Origin of the sequence: Microbacterium sp. T32 (assembly GCF_001619615.1) — a bacterium.
In the GTDB taxonomy this organism is placed as follows: Bacteria; Actinomycetota; Actinomycetes; order Actinomycetales; family Microbacteriaceae; genus Microbacterium.
This window is the reverse complement of sequence record NZ_LQQP01000002.1, coordinates 1-14,153: the sequence shown is the minus strand read 5'-3', so window position 1 is coordinate 14,153 and position 14,153 is coordinate 1. Positions and strand designations below refer to the sequence as shown.

Sequence of the window (14,153 nt, the reverse complement as noted above, 5' to 3'; positions counted from 1 at the left end):
ATCCGTCCGCGCTCAGCCGGCGTCGCTGAAGACCCCGAGGTTCTCGCCGTCGAAGACGAACTGGACGCTGGTGCCGAGCGGGAACCGCGCGACGAAGGTGTCCGGCACGGTGGAGTTGACCACGAACTGCATCGTCGCGGGGAACGCCCCCGCGCCGCATCCAGCCTGCGAGAAGCCGGAGTATCCGCCCGAGTCGAGTTCGTCGATCGTCGCGGTGGGCGTGAGGAAGATGCACGGGTTGCGCTCGCCGTCGGGGCCGAATTGCGCGTAGGCGACGAATGCGCTTATACCGTAGAAGTCGGGGTAGGCGCGTCCGTCCGAGCTGGCGGGCCCGAAGATTCCCGGAATCGCGCGCCCGGCTTCGGGCTTGAGCGTGGCCACCTGCGGAACGCCTGCGCTCGTCTGCACGGGCAGGATGGCGACGCTCACCACCGTGAGGGCACTCGAAAGCGCGGCCACCAGGGCCAGGGAGATCCCCCATAGCCAGAAGACCCGGCGGGATCGGATGGGGCGCCCGCGACGCGGCGGCTCCTCGTCGAGCTCGGCCTCGGCGAACGCCTCGGGCACGGGGGCGTCGTCCGGCTCGGCCGCGACGATCTCCGCGGCCTCGATCTCTTGGGCCCTAACGAGAGGCCGCGGCATCTCCCGCCGCTGACGCTCCTCGAGCTCCGCGAGGCGCTGCAGCGCACCCGGGTCGGTGGAGATGTCGGCGTCGGGCCCGTAGGCCCGGGCGCGGAGGCGGCGCAACTCCTCGGGAATCTCGTCGCTCACCCTCCGCATCGTGCCACACGGCGGCGCGCGAAGGAGCCCGAACGGTCGCCCGCATCCCCGCGCCACGCGCTCGTCCATTCGCGGGAATAGATCGGCGGATGCCGCGTTGCACTCGTCATGCGTTCCTTCGGCACCCTCTCCTTCGGGCACTACGGCCCTCTCGGCGGCGGCCATCACCTCTCCGCCGGCGACTCGATGCTGCAGGCGATCGACCTCGCCCAGGGCATGGACGACCTCGGCGTGAACGGCATCTCGTTCCGCGTCCACCACTTCGCCCGGCAGCAGGCGGCCCCGATGCCGCTCCTCGCGGCGATCGCGGCGCGCACGTCCCGCATCGAGGTCGGCACCGGCGTCATCGACATGCGGTACGAGAACCCACTGATGCTCGCCGAGGAGGCGGCATCCGTCGATCTCATCAGCGGCAACAGGCTCGCTCTCGGCGTGAGCCGCGGGTCACCCGAGACCGTCCTCCGCGGGTACGAGGCGTTCGGCTACACCGGGTCCGAGGACCCGCGCGGTGCCGACATCGCCCGCGACCACTTCGATCTGTTCCTGCGCGCGATCGACGGCGAGGGCCTCGCCGAGCGCGACCCGATGAGCCCGTTCGGCGGCGGCACGGGTCTGCAGCGGATCGAGCCGCACTCCCCCGGCCTGCGCAAGCGCATCTGGTGGGGCGCCGGCACGACCGGGACGGCCGAGTGGGCCGGGCGCACGGGCGTGAACCTCATGTCGTCGACGCTCCTGACCGAGGCCGACGGCACGCCGTTCGACATCCTCCAGGCGCGTCAGCTCGATGCCTTCCGCGACGCGTGGAAGCAGGCGGGACACGCCGGCGAGCCGCGCACGTCGGTGAGCCGCAGCATCTTCCCCATCGTGAGCGATGAGGACCGCCTGTACTTCGGCGGTTCGGCGGGCTCCGATCAGATCGGCGTGATCGACGGCATGCGGTCGACGTTCGGCAAGACGTACGCGGCCGAGCCCGACGTCCTCGTCGAGCAGCTGCAGAACGACGCCGCCGTCATGAGCGCCGACACCCTGACGCTGACGATCCCGTCGCAGATGGGCGTGGAGTTCAACCTCCGTCTCGTCGAGAACTTCGCGCGCTACGTCGCGCCCGCCCTGGGCTGGCAGCCGACCCTCGCGACGGTCTGACCCGACTCTCCGAAACGGACCTGGATGCCAGTGAACTGGCATCCAGGTCCGTTTCCTGTCTCAAGAGGCGCGGTGCGAATCGGGGGCGCGCAAGGATAGCCACCCGCCCGCTCGCGCTCAAGGGCGCGGCGCGGCGGCCAGGGCGTGCGTAGCGTGTGGGGTCGTCCCCCACCCCCGGGACGACCGGCCAACCGGCCACCTCACAGCAAGGAGAACATCGTGCTTTGGACGATCCTCGGCCTCATCATCGTGGGCCTCATCGCCGGCTTCATCGCGCGTGCCGTCATCCCCGGCAAGCAGAGCATGAGCATCCTCATGACCATCGTCCTCGGAATCGTCGGCTCGTTCGTCGGCGGCTTCCTCGGATTCCTGCTCTTCGGCAGCGACCCGATGGGTGGTTTCCTGCAGCCGTCGGGCATCCTCGGTTCGATCATCGGCGCGATCATCGTGCTCGGCATCTACGTCTTCGCGACGCGCGGCCGCAGCGCCCGCGCGCGCTGACCCGCACCCCCACGACGCCCCTGCGTCCCCCGGCACCGGCCGGGGACGCGGGGGTTCGTCATGTGCGGCGGTAGGTTCGGGCCGTGCATCCACTCTCTGGCCCCCGACCGGACGCCGTCGCCGCCCTCGCCGATCGCGTCGAGCGGGCGGCATCCGGATCCCTCCGCTTCCTGCTCGGGATCGCCGGCAGCCCCGGCAGCGGCAAGACGACGCTCGCCACGGCACTCGTCGCCGCACTGAACGCCCGCAACCCCGGTACCGCAGTGGCGCTGCCGATGGACGGCTTCCACCTCGCCAACGCCACGCTCGACCGGCTCGACCGTCACGACCGCAAGGGCGCGATCGACACGTTCGACGGTTGGGGCTTCCTCGCCCTGCTGCACCGGGTCCGCACCGAGACCGGACACACGGTGTTTGCGCCGAGCTTCCGCCGCGAGGTCGACGAGGGAATCGCGGGCGAGATCGCGATCGAGCCGGAAGCGCGTGTCGTCGTCGTCGAGGGCAACTACCTGCTCGTCGAGGACGGTCCGTGGGCGCGCGTGCGCGACGCCCTGGATGAGGCGTGGTTCTGCTCCGCGCCGAGCGCTGTCCGCGAGGTGCGGCTCGTCGAGCGGCATACGCGGCACGGTCGCACCGTCGAGGCCGCCACGGCGTGGGCGCGGGAGGTCGACGGGGTCAACGCTGCGCTGATCGAGGCCACGCGGGGCCGAGCGGATCTCGTCGTCTCGGGCGAGATCGTCTAGGCGACGGCGAGCGTCGACACGGCGAGGTCGAGGAACGGCAGAACGTCGCGGTCGAGGACGACCGTGCACACGACCCGATCGGCGACCTCGAGACCCACGGCATAGACGAACGGGTCGGTGTCGATGTGGAACGCCGTCCGCCGCTCCCCGTCGACCACCAGCGACGCGAGCGCCACGGACGAGGGCGCCACCTCGCCCGCGAAGTGCACGCCGATCGGAATCGACAGTCCGAGCTGCTCGCGGAACGAGTTCCGCAGCACGTGGTTCGCGTGGTGGACGAGCTGGCTCGACACCGTGGCATCCGTCCGCTCGGCGCCGTAACGGGTGGTGCGCACCGCATCCTGCAGCATGGGGTAGCGGAACAGCTGCGCCATCTCCCTGATCCATGCGGGGCGACCCCACGGCGGCTCGTCCTCGATGGATCGCCGCGTGCGCTCGTCGAGTTCGCGCTCGTTGCGCGGGTCGTCGTGATTCTCCGGATGCCGCCAGAACGTGTAGCCGAACGTCACCGACCATTCCTCCTGCGCGGAGCCAATTCCCCCCTCGACGAAGCCGGCGCCGGGCAGCCGCGAGAGCGCGGGCTGGGGCGTCAGCTCGAGGACGCGGAAGGGCACGGTGCGCAACCGCGCGTCCGCGGCGAGCCGCGGGTCGGGCGCATCATCCGGAATGACGCCGGCGAACTCCACATGCCCAGTGTGCCGCCGACGACGCGGTATTGACATCCCGCGATCCACCTCATAGGTTCATTACTCAAGTAACGAACCAAAGGAGCGGAATGCTCGACGACGCGAAGCCGATCTTCCTGCAGATCGCCGACTCGATCGCCGACGGCGTGCTCGCCGGGAGCTACCCGGAGGGCACGCAGGTCCCCTCCACGAACGAGCTCGCCGCCTTCCACCGCATCAACCCCGCGACGGTCGGCAAGGGTCTCGGACTCCTCGTCGACCGCGGCATCCTGCACAAGAGACGCGGGCTCGGCATGTTCGTCAGCGAAGGCGCCCGCCAGCGGCTCCGCGATGAACGCACCACGGCCTTCCGCGCCGACTTCGTCGCACCGCTTCTCGCCGAGGCACGCTCGCTCGGCCTCGATCTCACCGACCTCCACCGCATCATCGACCAGGAAGGCGCATCCTCATGACGCAGCCCGCCGTCCGCCTCTCGGGGGTGTCGCGACGCTTCCGGCGCACGCGGGCCCTCGAGGACCTCACCCTCGACATCCCGACGAACGCCATCACCGGCCTCCTCGGCCGCAACGGTGCGGGCAAGACGACGCTCATGTCGATCATCGCCGGCCACGACCGCCCCACCTCCGGAACCGTCCGGGTGTTCGGCGTCGACCCGTTCGAGGATGCCGCGACCATGTCCTCCATCAGCTTCGTCCGCGACAACCAGCGCTACCCCGAGGACTTCACGCTCCGCCAGGTGCTCGAGGTTGCTCCCCTGTTCCACGCGGGCTGGAGCACCGAGATCGCCGAACACCTCGTCCACGGGTTCCGGCTTCCCCGCAAGACCGCGATCAAGAAGCTGTCGCGCGGGCAGGCGTCGTCGCTCGGGATCGTGCTGGGCCTCGCCTCGCACGCGCCGCTGACGATCTTCGACGAGCCGTATCTCGGATTGGATGCCACGGCACGCCGCTTCTTCTACGACACGCTCATGCAGGACTACCTCGAGCACCCCCGCACGATCCTCGTCTCCACGCACCTCATCGACGAGATGGAGCCGCTCCTCGAACACGTCGTGATCGTCGACGAAGGACGCCTCGTGCGCACAGCCGCGGCCGACGATCTCCGAGGAAGCGCCGTCACGGTCAGCGGGGTCACGGCAGCGGTCGAGGCCGTCGCGGCGCGGCGGCCCGTGCTGCAACGCCGGACGATCGGCGGTCTCTGCTCGCTCGTCCTCGAGACACCGGCCGACGACGCCCTGCGCCGCGCCGCCGCGGGAGCGGGCGTGCAGCTCGCTCCCGCCACCCTGCAAGACCTCGTCGCCGCGTACGGCGTCGAGTCCGAGTCGCTGGAAGGAACGCGCGCATGACCACCTCGACCGTCGACCGTCGGCACGGTGCTTCCCCGTGGGACGTCCTGCGTCTCCACTTCGCGCAGCGCGCGCTGCTCCTGCGCACCCCGCCCATGATCATGCTCGTCGTCTTCGCCTTCGTCGTCATCCTCGCGGTGATCTTCTGGCGCGTCGGCGTCGAGCCGGGCAGCGAACAGTGGGTGGAGAGCAGCCGCAGCAACGGCGGCATCGTCTGGGCCCTTCCAGGTTTCCTCGTCTGGCTGGGGGTGCAGACGGTGGCGCTGACCTTCCCGCTCGCGCTGTCCCTCGGGAGTACACGACGCGCCTTCGTCCTCGGCACCGTGCTGACGCACGTCGCGCTGGCGCTATACGTCACCGTGATGCTGCTGGTGCTGCTGGTCCTGGAACTCGCCACCGACCACTGGTTCTTCGGCCTCTACCTCACGGACGTCGCGATCCTCGGGTCGGGCAATCCGTGGAAACTCGCCCTCGCCTCGTTCCTCGGGTCGCTCTTCGCCCTCTCCGTCGGTGGCGCGTTCGCCGCAGCCTGGGTGCGATTCGGCGCGCGGGGCCCGAGCGCGTTGGCCGTCGTCGCGGTGCTCGCGCTGGGGATCGCGGTGATCGCGCTCATCCCCCTCGCGCCCGTGGCACAGCCGTGGTGGGCCGCCGTGGGCGCCGGAATCGTGATCGTCCTGGCGCTCCTCGGCCAGTACGCCCTGCTGCGCCGCGCGTCGGTGCGGTGACGGTGGCCGCGTCGGTCATCGAGCGGGCATGGGAGGCCGAGGAGCGCCTCCTCACGCCCGCTGTCCGCGGCGATGCGGCCCGACTACTCGAGCTGCTTGCGGAGGGCTTCGTCGAGATCGGCCAGTCCGGACGCCGCTGGACACGGGACGAGATCGTCGCCGCACTGGCATCCGACCCTGGACTCGGCGAGATCGAGATCAGTGAGCGCGAGGCGCGGCTGCTCGCACCGGGACTCGTGCTGCTGAACTACCTGTTGCGCTTCGACGGGCGGAGCAGCCGCCGCACGTCGATCTGGCGCTGCGACCCCGAGCCGCGGTGCGTGTTCCACCAGGGCACGCCGGTTTCCTAGGCCTTCCGTCGGGGATGCCCCCACGGTAGGCGCTCGCCTGTGGATAGCCGCCGCGCGATGTCGGAGGTCCGTGGCAGCATGTGTGCATGCCAGATCGACCGCCCGTCTTCGACGATCGGGAGGATGCCGTCCTCACCGACGCCGTCGCCGCGCTCGTCGAGAGCGAGCGGGCGCTGGCCGAGCTCGAGGCGGCCCGCGTCCTGCAGTTCGCCGCCGCGATGCGCGTCGCGCTCGAACGGTCCCGGCACCGGCCCCGCGCGACCCAGGAACGTGAGATGGCGCTGCGCTCGATCGCGGCTGAGATCGGCGTGGCCCTCCGCTGGAACGACCGCACCGTCCAACGCCGCCTCGGCGAGGCGCTGCAACTCGTCGACGACTTCCCGGCGACGCTGCAGGCGCTGGCCGAGGCGCGGATCAGCGCGCGGCACGCCGCAGTCATCCGCGACGGGGGCGTCGAGCTCGACGATCCGGTCGCCCGTACCTCGTATGAGGCCCGCGTCATCGAGCGCGCCGCGACCGACACCGTCGCGGGAACGCGGGCATTCGCGCGCGCCCTCCTCGAGGAGCTTCATCCGGTGTCGATCAGCGAGCGGTTCACGCGGGCCGAGCAGCAGCGCCGCGTCTGGATCGACGACGACGTCGACGGCATGGCACGGCTCGGCGTGCTCGACGGAGCGGCGAAGATCCGCGCGATGTACGACCGCCTCACGCGGCAGGCGCGCGCGGTCCGATCGGTTCCTCGGCCGGAGAGTGCGGGCGACGACCCGGATGCCGTGGACGACCGCCGCACGATCGACCAGGTCCGCGCCGACCTGCTGTGCGACCTCGTCCTCACCGGGCAGCCCGCGATCGACCCCACCGCCGACGCGCTCCCCGGCGGCCTCGGCGCGATCCGGGCGCACGTCTCGGTCGTCGTGCCGGCCCTTACCGCCGCCGGAGCGAGCGACCGCGGAGCCTCGATCGACGGGCAGAGCCCGATCGGCGCCGACACCGCGCGCCACCTGCTCGCGGGGGCACCGGTGTGGGACCGGGTCGTCACGCACCCCGTGACGGGCGCGGTCCTCGCGGTCGACCGCTACCGCCCCTCCCCCGCGATCCAGCGATTCGTGCGGGCCCGCGACGTGCACTGCAGGTTCCCCGGATGCCGCCGACCGGCACGCGCGTGCGAGATCGACCACAGCGAAGACCATGCCCGGGGCGGACCGACCGCCCGCACCAACCTCGCCTGTCTGTGCACCCGGCATCACACGCTGAAGACCGAGACCACGTGGACGGCGCGGCAGGGTCCCGACGGCAGCATCGAGTGGACGAGTCCCTTCGGGAACACGGTCACCGATCGCCCCGAGCGGTACGTCGCTTTCGTGCCCGAGCCCGATCCGCCGCCGTTCTGATCTGCCGCGGAGCCGCGCGTCAGCGCGGTGCCGCGCGTCAGCGCAGAGCCGCGCGTCAGCGCCCGTTGCGGTCCGCGGCCGAGCGCGGCGGTGCCGACGCGACGTCGAGTCTGTCGAGGCCGCGCAGCGACGTCCAGATGAGCTCCTCGCCCTTCGCGGCGTGCTGCGATGCCCGCACGGCGCGCTCGTCGGCCCACGAATTGAGCACGTGCCCGCTGTGCCCGCGCACGTGCTCGAGCACGACGTCGGGAAGCCCGGCCGCCCGGCGGGCATCGCGAGCGGCGATGAGCGCCTCGAGGATGGCACGGTTGGCGACCGGCTTCTTCGCGGAGGTGACCCACCCGCGGCGGCGGTGGCCGTCCATCCACGACGAGTACGTGTCGATCGCGTACTTCGAGTCGGCCTGCACCACGAGATCGCGGACGTCGGCGTGATCGGTGATCGCGCGCAGCAGACCCAGGAGCTCGCCGATGTTGTTCGTGCCCTCGGGGATCGAACCGGCGGCCCAATGCCCGTCCTCGCCGACCCATGCCCAACCGGCCGGTCCGGGGTTCCCCTTGCACGCACCGTCGGTGGCGACGATGTAACGGTCGGAGGACGCGGACGCTGCGGGACTGCTCATCCCTCCAGTCTCCCCGACGCGCGTCCTCCGACCGTCACACGTGTCACTTGCTGCTGTCGGCCTTCTTGCCACCGGCTTCGAGCACGTCGCCCGCCGGGAGCTCCTGGTGTCCACCGAACTGCAGTCGCATGGCGGAGAGCACCTGGTTGGCGAAGTGGTCCTCGCCGCGCGAGGCGAAGCGCTCGAACAGCGACGACGCGAGCACCGGCACCGGAACGCCGGTGTCGACGGCCGCCTTCACGGTCCACCGGCCCTCGCCCGAATCCGACACGCGCCCGGCGAGGCCGTCGAGCGTCGGGTTCTGGGCCAGCGCCGCGGCCGTGAGGTCGAGCAGCCACGACGAGATCACCGATCCGCGCCGCCACAGCTCCGACACCTTCGCGGTGTCGATGTCGAACTGGTAGAACTCGGGCTCCTCGAGCGGCGCGACCTCGGCGGAGTGCTCGCCCTGCTTCAGCCCCGCGTCGGCGTTGTTCAGGACGTTCAGGCCCTCGGCGAGCGCGGCCATGATGCCGTACTCGATGCCGTTGTGGACCATCTTCACGAAGTGTCCGGCGCCCGACGGTCCGCAGTGGAGGTAACCGCGCTCCTCGGGCGTGTAGTCGCCGGTGCGGCCGGGGGTGCGCTCGATGTCGCCGGGCCCCGGGGCGATGGTGCGCAGGACGGGCTCCAGGTGGGCGACGGCCTCGTCCGGGCCGCCGACCATGAGGCAGTAGCCGCGCTCGAGACCGAACACGCCGCCGCTGGTTCCGATGTCGACGTAGTGGATGCCGGAATCCTTGAGCTTCGCGGCCCGACGCACGTCGTCACGGTAGTTGGAGTTGCCGCCGTCGATGATGATGTCGCCCGGCTCGAGCACCTCGGCGACCTGGTCGACCACGTTGCCGGTGAGCCCCGCGGGGATCATGAGCCAGACGACGCGCGGCGCCTCCAGCTTCGCGGCCAGATCAGCCAGGCTCGAGGCCCCGACGGCCCCCTCTTTCGCGAGGCCCCCCACCGCGTCCTGGTTCACGTCGTACACGACGCAGTCGTGGCCGTCTTTCATGAGCCTGCGGACGATGTTTCCGCCCATTCGTCCGAGTCCGACCATGGCGAGTTGCATTCGTACCCCGTTCATCGTGATGTCCGCCACGACGGGCGGCTCTTCGAGTCTAGGAGCGTGCGAGACGGGGGTGGCCGGGTCAGCCCTGGAAGTCCTCGGGGTCGACGTCGTCGAGGAATCGGCGGAACTCCTCCACGCGGTCGTCGTCCCCCCGCGCGTCGAATTCGACGGCGCCCTCGGGCACGCCCGCCACGGCGAACACGGCCTCGGCGACCGCGATCGGGGCGTCCGTCCGGGCCGCGAGGGCGATGGCATCCGAGGGTCGGGCATCGATGATCAACGGACCCTGCGGGGTGCGCAGGTGGATCTCGGCGTAGAACGTTCCCTCGGTCAACCGCGTCACCTGGACGCGCTCGACGGATGCCGAGAGCTGACGCAGCATCACGACCATGAGGTCGTGCGCGAGCGGCCGCGGCGTGGCTGCTCCCTCGAGGGCGACGAGGATGGACATCGCCTCCGGCGGGCCGATCCACACCGGGAGGACGGTGCCGTCCTCCACGCTCGACCCGGGAAGGGGCGCGAGCAGGATCACGTGCTGCTGGGCGGAGTCCAGGGCCACTCCGAGCACGCGAACCGGGACCATGCCGCCATCGTACGGCGCGGCGGACGGAGCGCCAGGGTCAGCGCAGCACCCCGAGCGCTCGCGCGGCCGACACGGCCGCCGTGCGGGAGGAGACGCCGAGCTTGGAGAAGATGTGGGCGAGGTGCGACTTCACCGTCGCGTCGGTGATGTGCAGACGCGCGGCGACGTCGGCGTTGGACGCCCCGCGGGCGACGAGTCGCAGCACCTCGATCTCGCGCGCCGACAGGCTGATGCGGGGTTCCCGCAACCGGGCGAGCAACCGCCCGGCGATCGCCGGAGCCAGGGCACTCTGCCCCGCCGCCGCAGCGCGCACACCCGCGAGCAGCTCGTGCGGGGGCGCGTCCTTGAGGAGGTAGCCGCTGGCACCGGCCTCCACGGCGCCGAGGATGTCGCCGTCGGTGTCGTAGTTGGTGAGCACGAGCACGTACGGCGGGGCCGGCAGCGCGCGGACCCGGCGCGTCGCCTCGGCTCCCGCCGCTCGCTCGCCGAACTGGAGGTCCATGAGGACGAGCTCCGGCGAGATGTCGGCGGCGAGGGCGACCGCCTCGTCGGGCGTTGCGGCGTCACCCACCACCTCGATGTCGGGCTCGGCTTCGAGCAGCGCCCGCACCCCGGCGCGGACGACGGGATGGTCGTCGGCGATCACGACGCGGATCACGACGCCGCTCCGCGCAGCGTGACCGCCACGACCGTGCCCGCGCCCGGCGCGCTCTCGACCGACAGGTCGCCGTCCAGCTGCTCCACGCGTTCGCGCATCGCCCGGAGGCCGAAGGAATCGGTCCCGGATGCCGCGCCCTCGACGCCCGCGGGGTCGAATCCGCGTCCGTCGTCGGCGATCATCAACCGCACATCCGCACCGTCCTGGGCGATAGCGACGCGCACGCGGCCCGCGTCGGCATGCTGCGAGACGTTCGCGAGCGCGCCCTGCGCGATCCGCAGCAGAGCGGTCTGCACATCCATCGGCAGCGACACCTCGCTCGGTACGGACATCTCCACGTCGATGCCCTCGCGCTGCGCCCACCCCTCGACGAGCCGCTGCAGCGCGGGGCCGAGACCCCGATCGAGGGTCGGAGGCGCGAGCTCGCGAATGAACCGCCGCGTCTCCGCGAGACCGTCGGCGGCGGTCTGCCGCGCGAGCCGGATGTGGGCGATGCCGGGGCCCGTGGCATCCGCCCGCTCCGCCGCGTACAGCAGCATCTGGATGCTCGAGAGGCCCTGCGCGACGGTGTCGTGGATCTCGCGCGCCAAACGGGCGCGCTCGGCGAGGACGCCCTGCTCGCGCTCGGTCGCCGCCAGCCGGTCGCGCGTCGCGAGCAACTCCGCGACGAGGGCCTCGCTCTCGACGCTCCGACGTTGGAGCGCCCCGTACCCGAGCCCGATGAGGAGGGCGACACCGGCCCCCACGAGCGGTCCCACGACCCCGCCGACGGTGAGCCCGCCGTGCGCGGCGAGAGCGACGATCGTCACCCCGGTCGCCGCGACGACCGCCGCGGGACCGGTCCAGCCCGGCAGGAGGTGCAGGTAGAGGAAGAACAGCGGGAAGACGAGGTAGGCGGCTTCGGGCACGAGCCAGAGCAGCGGCAACCACACGAGCGTCAGCGCACCGATCCAGGCGGCGCCTCTCGCCCGGTTGCGCGTGCGCGCGATCCACAGCCCCGCCAGGTACACCGCCGCGAGGAACGCGGCGAGCGCGAGCACCCACGGCGACCCACCGGTCCACACGACGCGGACGACGACGAGCGCGAGGAGCCCGACGAACAGTGCGTGGAGCCCCGCGCGCAGCCCGGTGAAGACGGGGGCCAGGGTGCGGTGCGGCATGTCGGTTCCAGGGTACGGATGCCACTCGCCCCGCGAATCATCCGAAAGGTGGAGGGAGAGTTCGCCCGCGGCGGCGATGACCCGCCAGGCCGCCCCGAGGAGGGTGGAAGGACCGGCGAGATCCGCCGGGCGGAAGGAGGCGACGTGTACGTCGCATGGCGGGATCTGCGGTACGCCCGCGGGCGGTTCGCCCTCATCGGAGCGGTCGTGGCGCTCATCACCCTGCTGGTCGGATTCTTGTCGGGCCTCACCGGCGGACTCGCCGCCCAGAACGTCTCGGCGGTGCTGCAGCTTCCCGGGGACCGGCTCGTGCTGCACCCCGACGGGACCGCGGCGGCGACCTTCGCGGACTCGACGCTCGACGCCGACGCCGTCACGGCGTGGCGCCAGGCCCCGGGCGTCGAACGGGTCACCCCCGTCGGCATCGCGCAGGGCCGGGCCGAAGGCCCCGACGGCAGCGGAGGCGTCGCCCTGTTCGGCCTCGACGCGGGCGCGGGGAGCACCGACCTCGCCGCTCTCGCTCCCCCGCGCGACGACGAGGTGGGCCTCTCCGCCGGAGCCGCCGCCGCACTGGGGGCCTCGGTCGGCGACGACATCACCGTCGCCGGGGCGACCTACCGCGTGGCATCCGTCGGGGGCGACGCCTGGTACAGCCACACGCCGGTCGTCGCGCTCACCCCGACCGCGTGGACCGCCCTCGACACCCGCCTGGGCGGCTCGGGAGAGGCGACCGTGCTCGCCGTGAGCGGGTCGCCGGACTGGGACGCCCTCACCGCCGCGACCGGCACCACCGCGGCCAGTCCGCTCGCGAGTCTCACGGCGCTGCCGACATTCCGCTCCGAGATCGGGTCGCTCGCGCTGATGATCGCGATGCTGTTCGGCGTCTCCGCCCTCGTCGTGGGCGCGTTCTTCACCGTGTGGACGATGCAGCGCGCCGGAGACATCGCCGTCCTGAAGGCGCTCGGCGCCGGGACGGGAGCGCTCGTCCGCGACGCGCTCGGTCAGGCGGTGGTGGTGCTGGTCGTCGGCGTGGGCGTCGGGATCGGTCTCACGGCGGCCCTCGGCGCGCTCGCCGGCGGGGCACTCCCCTTCGTCCTGAACCCGCTCACGACCGTCGCGCCGGCCGTGGCGATGATCGCCCTCGGGCTCCTCGGCGCGGCCGTGTCGCTGCGCACCGTCACGAAATCCGACCCCCTCACCGCTCTCGGGAGCACACGATGATCCTGCTCGACGACGTCACCCTCACCTATCCCGACGGCGACTCGCGCGTCACCGCCGTCGACCGCGTCACCCTCCACGGACGCCCCGGCGTCGTGACCGGCATCACCGGCCCCTCCGGCTCGGGCAAGTCGAGCCTGCTGGCGCTGGCCGCGACGCTGATCCGACCGGACTCCGGCCGGGTGGTCATCGACGGGACGGATGCCACGGGCCTGTCCCGCTCGGAGGCCACGACGCTCCGGCGCGAGAAGATCGGCATCGTGTTCCAGCAGCCGCAGCTGCTGCCCGCGCTCACCGCGCGCGAGCAGCTGCGGGTGATGGGCGAGCTCGGCGGCCGAGCATCGCGGTCGCGCCGGGCGGCCGTGCGCTCGCGTGTCGATGAACTCCTGGATGCCGTCGGCCTCGGCGCGCAGGCCGACCGTCGGCCCGCACAGCTGTCCGGCGGTCAGCGGCAGCGCGTCGCGATCGCCCGGGCGCTGGTGCACGAGCCGCGCGTGCTGCTCGTCGATGAACCCACGAGCGCGCTGGACCGGGAACGCGGGGCGGCGATCATGGAGCTGCTGTCACGTCTCACGCGCGAGCGCGGAACCGCCACGCTCCTCGTCACGCACGACCTCGTGCACGGCGACGCACTGGACGAAACGTTCGAGGTGATCGACGGGCGGGCTCGGGTGGCGGAGCTCACCAGCCGAACGCGTTGAACCACTCCCGGCGCCGGTCAGCCTCGGCGCGCGTCGGGTCGCCCCGCCACGTCTCGTGCGGGCTCAGCGTCCCGTCCGCCTCGAGGGCGACGAACGCCCAGCAGACCGGGCACACCGCACGGCCGTCGGGAAACCCGTTCTCGAGGGTGGGCGCCGGTTCGGCCGCCGTTCCAGCGCCGGGGCACTCCGGCGGGTCGGCCTGCAGGTCGTTCCACAGCAGGGAGCCGCCGCGACGGTGGTGAAGGCCGCGGTGGCCCTTCTCACGCGTGCAGATCTCCCCGTTTCGGCGGCTCAGGCACAACCGGCGCGCCGCGCCGGGAAGAGCGGCCAGTGTTCGCGTCATCCTTCGATTCTCGCGCCCGCTTGCGGACCGGGGGCAGGTGCGCGATGCGCACCGGCCGGTGCGGGCCCGTGGGGAAGGGATCGGCGGTCATCGCCGACCCCC

Annotated in this window: 18 protein-coding genes; 10 read left to right on the top strand and 8 right to left on the bottom strand. The window is 72.0% G+C overall.

Annotation, left to right across the window (positions count from 1 at the left end):
- Positions 1-12: 12 nt before the first annotated feature.
- Complete coding sequence (locus AVW09_RS00885; protein WP_063256224.1) at positions 13-771, bottom strand: hypothetical protein; 759 nt, start codon at positions 769-771, stop codon at positions 13-15.
- Between the two features lie 117 nt (positions 772-888).
- Between AVW09_RS00885 and AVW09_RS00880 the strand changes: the two genes are divergently transcribed.
- From AVW09_RS00880 to AVW09_RS00870, 3 genes are all read left to right on the top strand, one after another.
- A complete protein-coding gene (locus tag AVW09_RS00880; RefSeq protein WP_063256223.1) occupies positions 889-1,923 on the top strand; it encodes an LLM class flavin-dependent oxidoreductase in 1,035 nt (344 codons plus the stop codon).
- Between the two features lie 219 nt (positions 1,924-2,142).
- Positions 2,143-2,424 (top strand): GlsB/YeaQ/YmgE family stress response membrane protein, encoded by a 282-nt coding sequence (locus AVW09_RS00875; RefSeq protein ID WP_063256222.1) that lies wholly within the window; start codon positions 2,143-2,145, stop codon positions 2,422-2,424.
- 83 nt (positions 2,425-2,507) lie between these two features.
- Positions 2,508-3,167, top strand: a complete 660-nt coding sequence (locus AVW09_RS00870) for a nucleoside/nucleotide kinase family protein (RefSeq protein ID WP_063256221.1) — start codon at positions 2,508-2,510, stop codon at positions 3,165-3,167.
- On the opposite strand, the gene AVW09_RS00865 is transcribed toward AVW09_RS00870, so the two are convergent.
- A complete protein-coding gene (locus AVW09_RS00865) occupies positions 3,164-3,853 on the bottom strand; it encodes a hypothetical protein (RefSeq protein WP_063256220.1) in 690 nt (229 codons plus the stop codon). The genes AVW09_RS00870 and AVW09_RS00865 overlap by 4 nt on opposite strands.
- 89 nt (positions 3,854-3,942) lie before the next feature.
- Between AVW09_RS00865 and AVW09_RS00860 the strand changes: the two genes are divergently transcribed.
- The 5 genes from AVW09_RS00860 to AVW09_RS00840 all read left to right on the top strand — a co-directional run bounded on the left by AVW09_RS00860 (position 3,943) and on the right by AVW09_RS00840 (position 7,664).
- On the top strand, positions 3,943-4,305 hold the full coding sequence (locus AVW09_RS00860) for a GntR family transcriptional regulator (RefSeq protein WP_063256219.1): 363 nt from the start codon (positions 3,943-3,945) through the stop codon (positions 4,303-4,305).
- Positions 4,302-5,198 (top strand): ABC transporter ATP-binding protein, encoded by an 897-nt coding sequence (locus AVW09_RS00855; RefSeq protein ID WP_063256218.1) that lies wholly within the window; start codon positions 4,302-4,304, stop codon positions 5,196-5,198. Before AVW09_RS00860 ends, AVW09_RS00855 begins: the two co-directional genes overlap by 4 nt.
- On the top strand, positions 5,195-5,923 hold the full coding sequence (locus tag AVW09_RS00850; protein ID WP_063256217.1) for a hypothetical protein: 729 nt from the start codon (positions 5,195-5,197) through the stop codon (positions 5,921-5,923). The genes AVW09_RS00855 and AVW09_RS00850 overlap by 4 nt, the downstream gene beginning before the upstream one ends.
- Complete coding sequence (locus AVW09_RS00845) at positions 5,920-6,273, top strand: nuclear transport factor 2 family protein (protein ID WP_082822739.1); 354 nt, start codon at positions 5,920-5,922, stop codon at positions 6,271-6,273. Before AVW09_RS00850 ends, AVW09_RS00845 begins: the two co-directional genes overlap by 4 nt.
- A gap of 86 nt (positions 6,274-6,359) precedes the next feature.
- On the top strand, positions 6,360-7,664 hold the full coding sequence (locus AVW09_RS00840; RefSeq protein ID WP_063256215.1) for an HNH endonuclease signature motif containing protein: 1,305 nt from the start codon (positions 6,360-6,362) through the stop codon (positions 7,662-7,664).
- A gap of 55 nt (positions 7,665-7,719) precedes the next feature.
- Here the strand turns inward: AVW09_RS00840 and AVW09_RS00835 are convergent, their stop codons facing one another.
- The 5 genes from AVW09_RS00835 to AVW09_RS00815 form a co-directional block, all read right to left on the bottom strand.
- Positions 7,720-8,286: a ribonuclease H family protein gene (locus tag AVW09_RS00835; RefSeq protein ID WP_063256214.1), complete on the bottom strand. Its 567-nt coding sequence runs from the start codon at positions 8,284-8,286 to the stop codon at positions 7,720-7,722.
- Between the two features lie 43 nt (positions 8,287-8,329).
- A complete protein-coding gene (gnd, locus tag AVW09_RS00830; RefSeq protein ID WP_269454543.1) occupies positions 8,330-9,376 on the bottom strand; it encodes a phosphogluconate dehydrogenase (NAD(+)-dependent, decarboxylating) in 1,047 nt (348 codons plus the stop codon).
- Between the two features lie 91 nt (positions 9,377-9,467).
- Positions 9,468-9,971: a bifunctional nuclease family protein gene (locus tag AVW09_RS00825; RefSeq protein ID WP_022880135.1), complete on the bottom strand. Its 504-nt coding sequence runs from the start codon at positions 9,969-9,971 to the stop codon at positions 9,468-9,470.
- A 37-nt stretch (positions 9,972-10,008) separates the two neighbouring features.
- Positions 10,009-10,629, bottom strand: a complete 621-nt coding sequence (locus tag AVW09_RS00820; RefSeq protein ID WP_063256212.1) for a response regulator — start codon at positions 10,627-10,629, stop codon at positions 10,009-10,011.
- The gene (locus tag AVW09_RS00815) at positions 10,626-11,789 is read right to left on the bottom strand and encodes a sensor histidine kinase (protein ID WP_063256211.1); all 1,164 of its coding nucleotides are present in this window, start codon (positions 11,787-11,789) and stop codon (positions 10,626-10,628) included. Before AVW09_RS00815 ends, AVW09_RS00820 begins: the two co-directional genes overlap by 4 nt.
- A gap of 144 nt (positions 11,790-11,933) precedes the next feature.
- On the opposite strand from AVW09_RS00815, the gene AVW09_RS00810 reads away from it, so the two are divergent.
- Both AVW09_RS00810 and AVW09_RS00805 read left to right on the top strand, forming a co-directional pair.
- Positions 11,934-13,010: an ABC transporter permease gene (locus AVW09_RS00810; RefSeq protein ID WP_063256210.1), complete on the top strand. Its 1,077-nt coding sequence runs from the start codon at positions 11,934-11,936 to the stop codon at positions 13,008-13,010.
- The gene (locus tag AVW09_RS00805; protein WP_063256209.1) at positions 13,007-13,708 is read left to right on the top strand and encodes an ABC transporter ATP-binding protein; all 702 of its coding nucleotides are present in this window, start codon (positions 13,007-13,009) and stop codon (positions 13,706-13,708) included. The genes AVW09_RS00810 and AVW09_RS00805 overlap by 4 nt, the downstream gene beginning before the upstream one ends.
- Here the strand turns inward: AVW09_RS00805 and AVW09_RS00800 are convergent.
- On the bottom strand, positions 13,689-14,051 hold the full coding sequence (locus AVW09_RS00800) for a hypothetical protein (RefSeq protein WP_063256208.1): 363 nt from the start codon (positions 14,049-14,051) through the stop codon (positions 13,689-13,691). The genes AVW09_RS00805 and AVW09_RS00800 overlap by 20 nt on opposite strands.
- Between the last annotated feature and the right edge of the window lie 102 nt (positions 14,052-14,153).

Excerpts from the sequence above, each read along its gene's own strand:
- AVW09_RS00850 (WP_063256217.1), top strand. The coding sequence starts at position 5,195 with ATGACCACCTCGACCGTCGACCGTCGGCACGGTGCTTCCCCGTGGGAC.
- AVW09_RS00805 (WP_063256209.1), top strand. The coding sequence starts at position 13,007 with ATGATCCTGCTCGACGACGTCACCCTCACCTATCCCGACGGCGACTCG.
- AVW09_RS00800 (WP_063256208.1), bottom strand. The coding sequence starts at position 14,051 with ATGACGCGAACACTGGCCGCTCTTCCCGGCGCGGCGCGCCGGTTGTGC.
- AVW09_RS00840 (WP_063256215.1), top strand. The coding sequence starts at position 6,360 with ATGCCAGATCGACCGCCCGTCTTCGACGATCGGGAGGATGCCGTCCTC.
- AVW09_RS00825 (WP_022880135.1), bottom strand. The coding sequence starts at position 9,971 with ATGGTCCCGGTTCGCGTGCTCGGAGTGGCCCTGGACTCCGCCCAGCAG.
- AVW09_RS00855 (WP_063256218.1), top strand. The coding sequence starts at position 4,302 with ATGACGCAGCCCGCCGTCCGCCTCTCGGGGGTGTCGCGACGCTTCCGG.
- AVW09_RS00835 (WP_063256214.1), bottom strand. The coding sequence starts at position 8,286 with ATGAGCAGTCCCGCAGCGTCCGCGTCCTCCGACCGTTACATCGTCGCC.
- gnd (WP_269454543.1), bottom strand. The coding sequence starts at position 9,376 with ATGGTCGGACTCGGACGAATGGGCGGAAACATCGTCCGCAGGCTCATG.
- AVW09_RS00860 (WP_063256219.1), top strand. The coding sequence starts at position 3,943 with ATGCTCGACGACGCGAAGCCGATCTTCCTGCAGATCGCCGACTCGATC.
- AVW09_RS00880 (WP_063256223.1), top strand. The coding sequence starts at position 889 with ATGCGTTCCTTCGGCACCCTCTCCTTCGGGCACTACGGCCCTCTCGGC.
- AVW09_RS00815 (WP_063256211.1), bottom strand. The coding sequence starts at position 11,789 with ATGCCGCACCGCACCCTGGCCCCCGTCTTCACCGGGCTGCGCGCGGGG.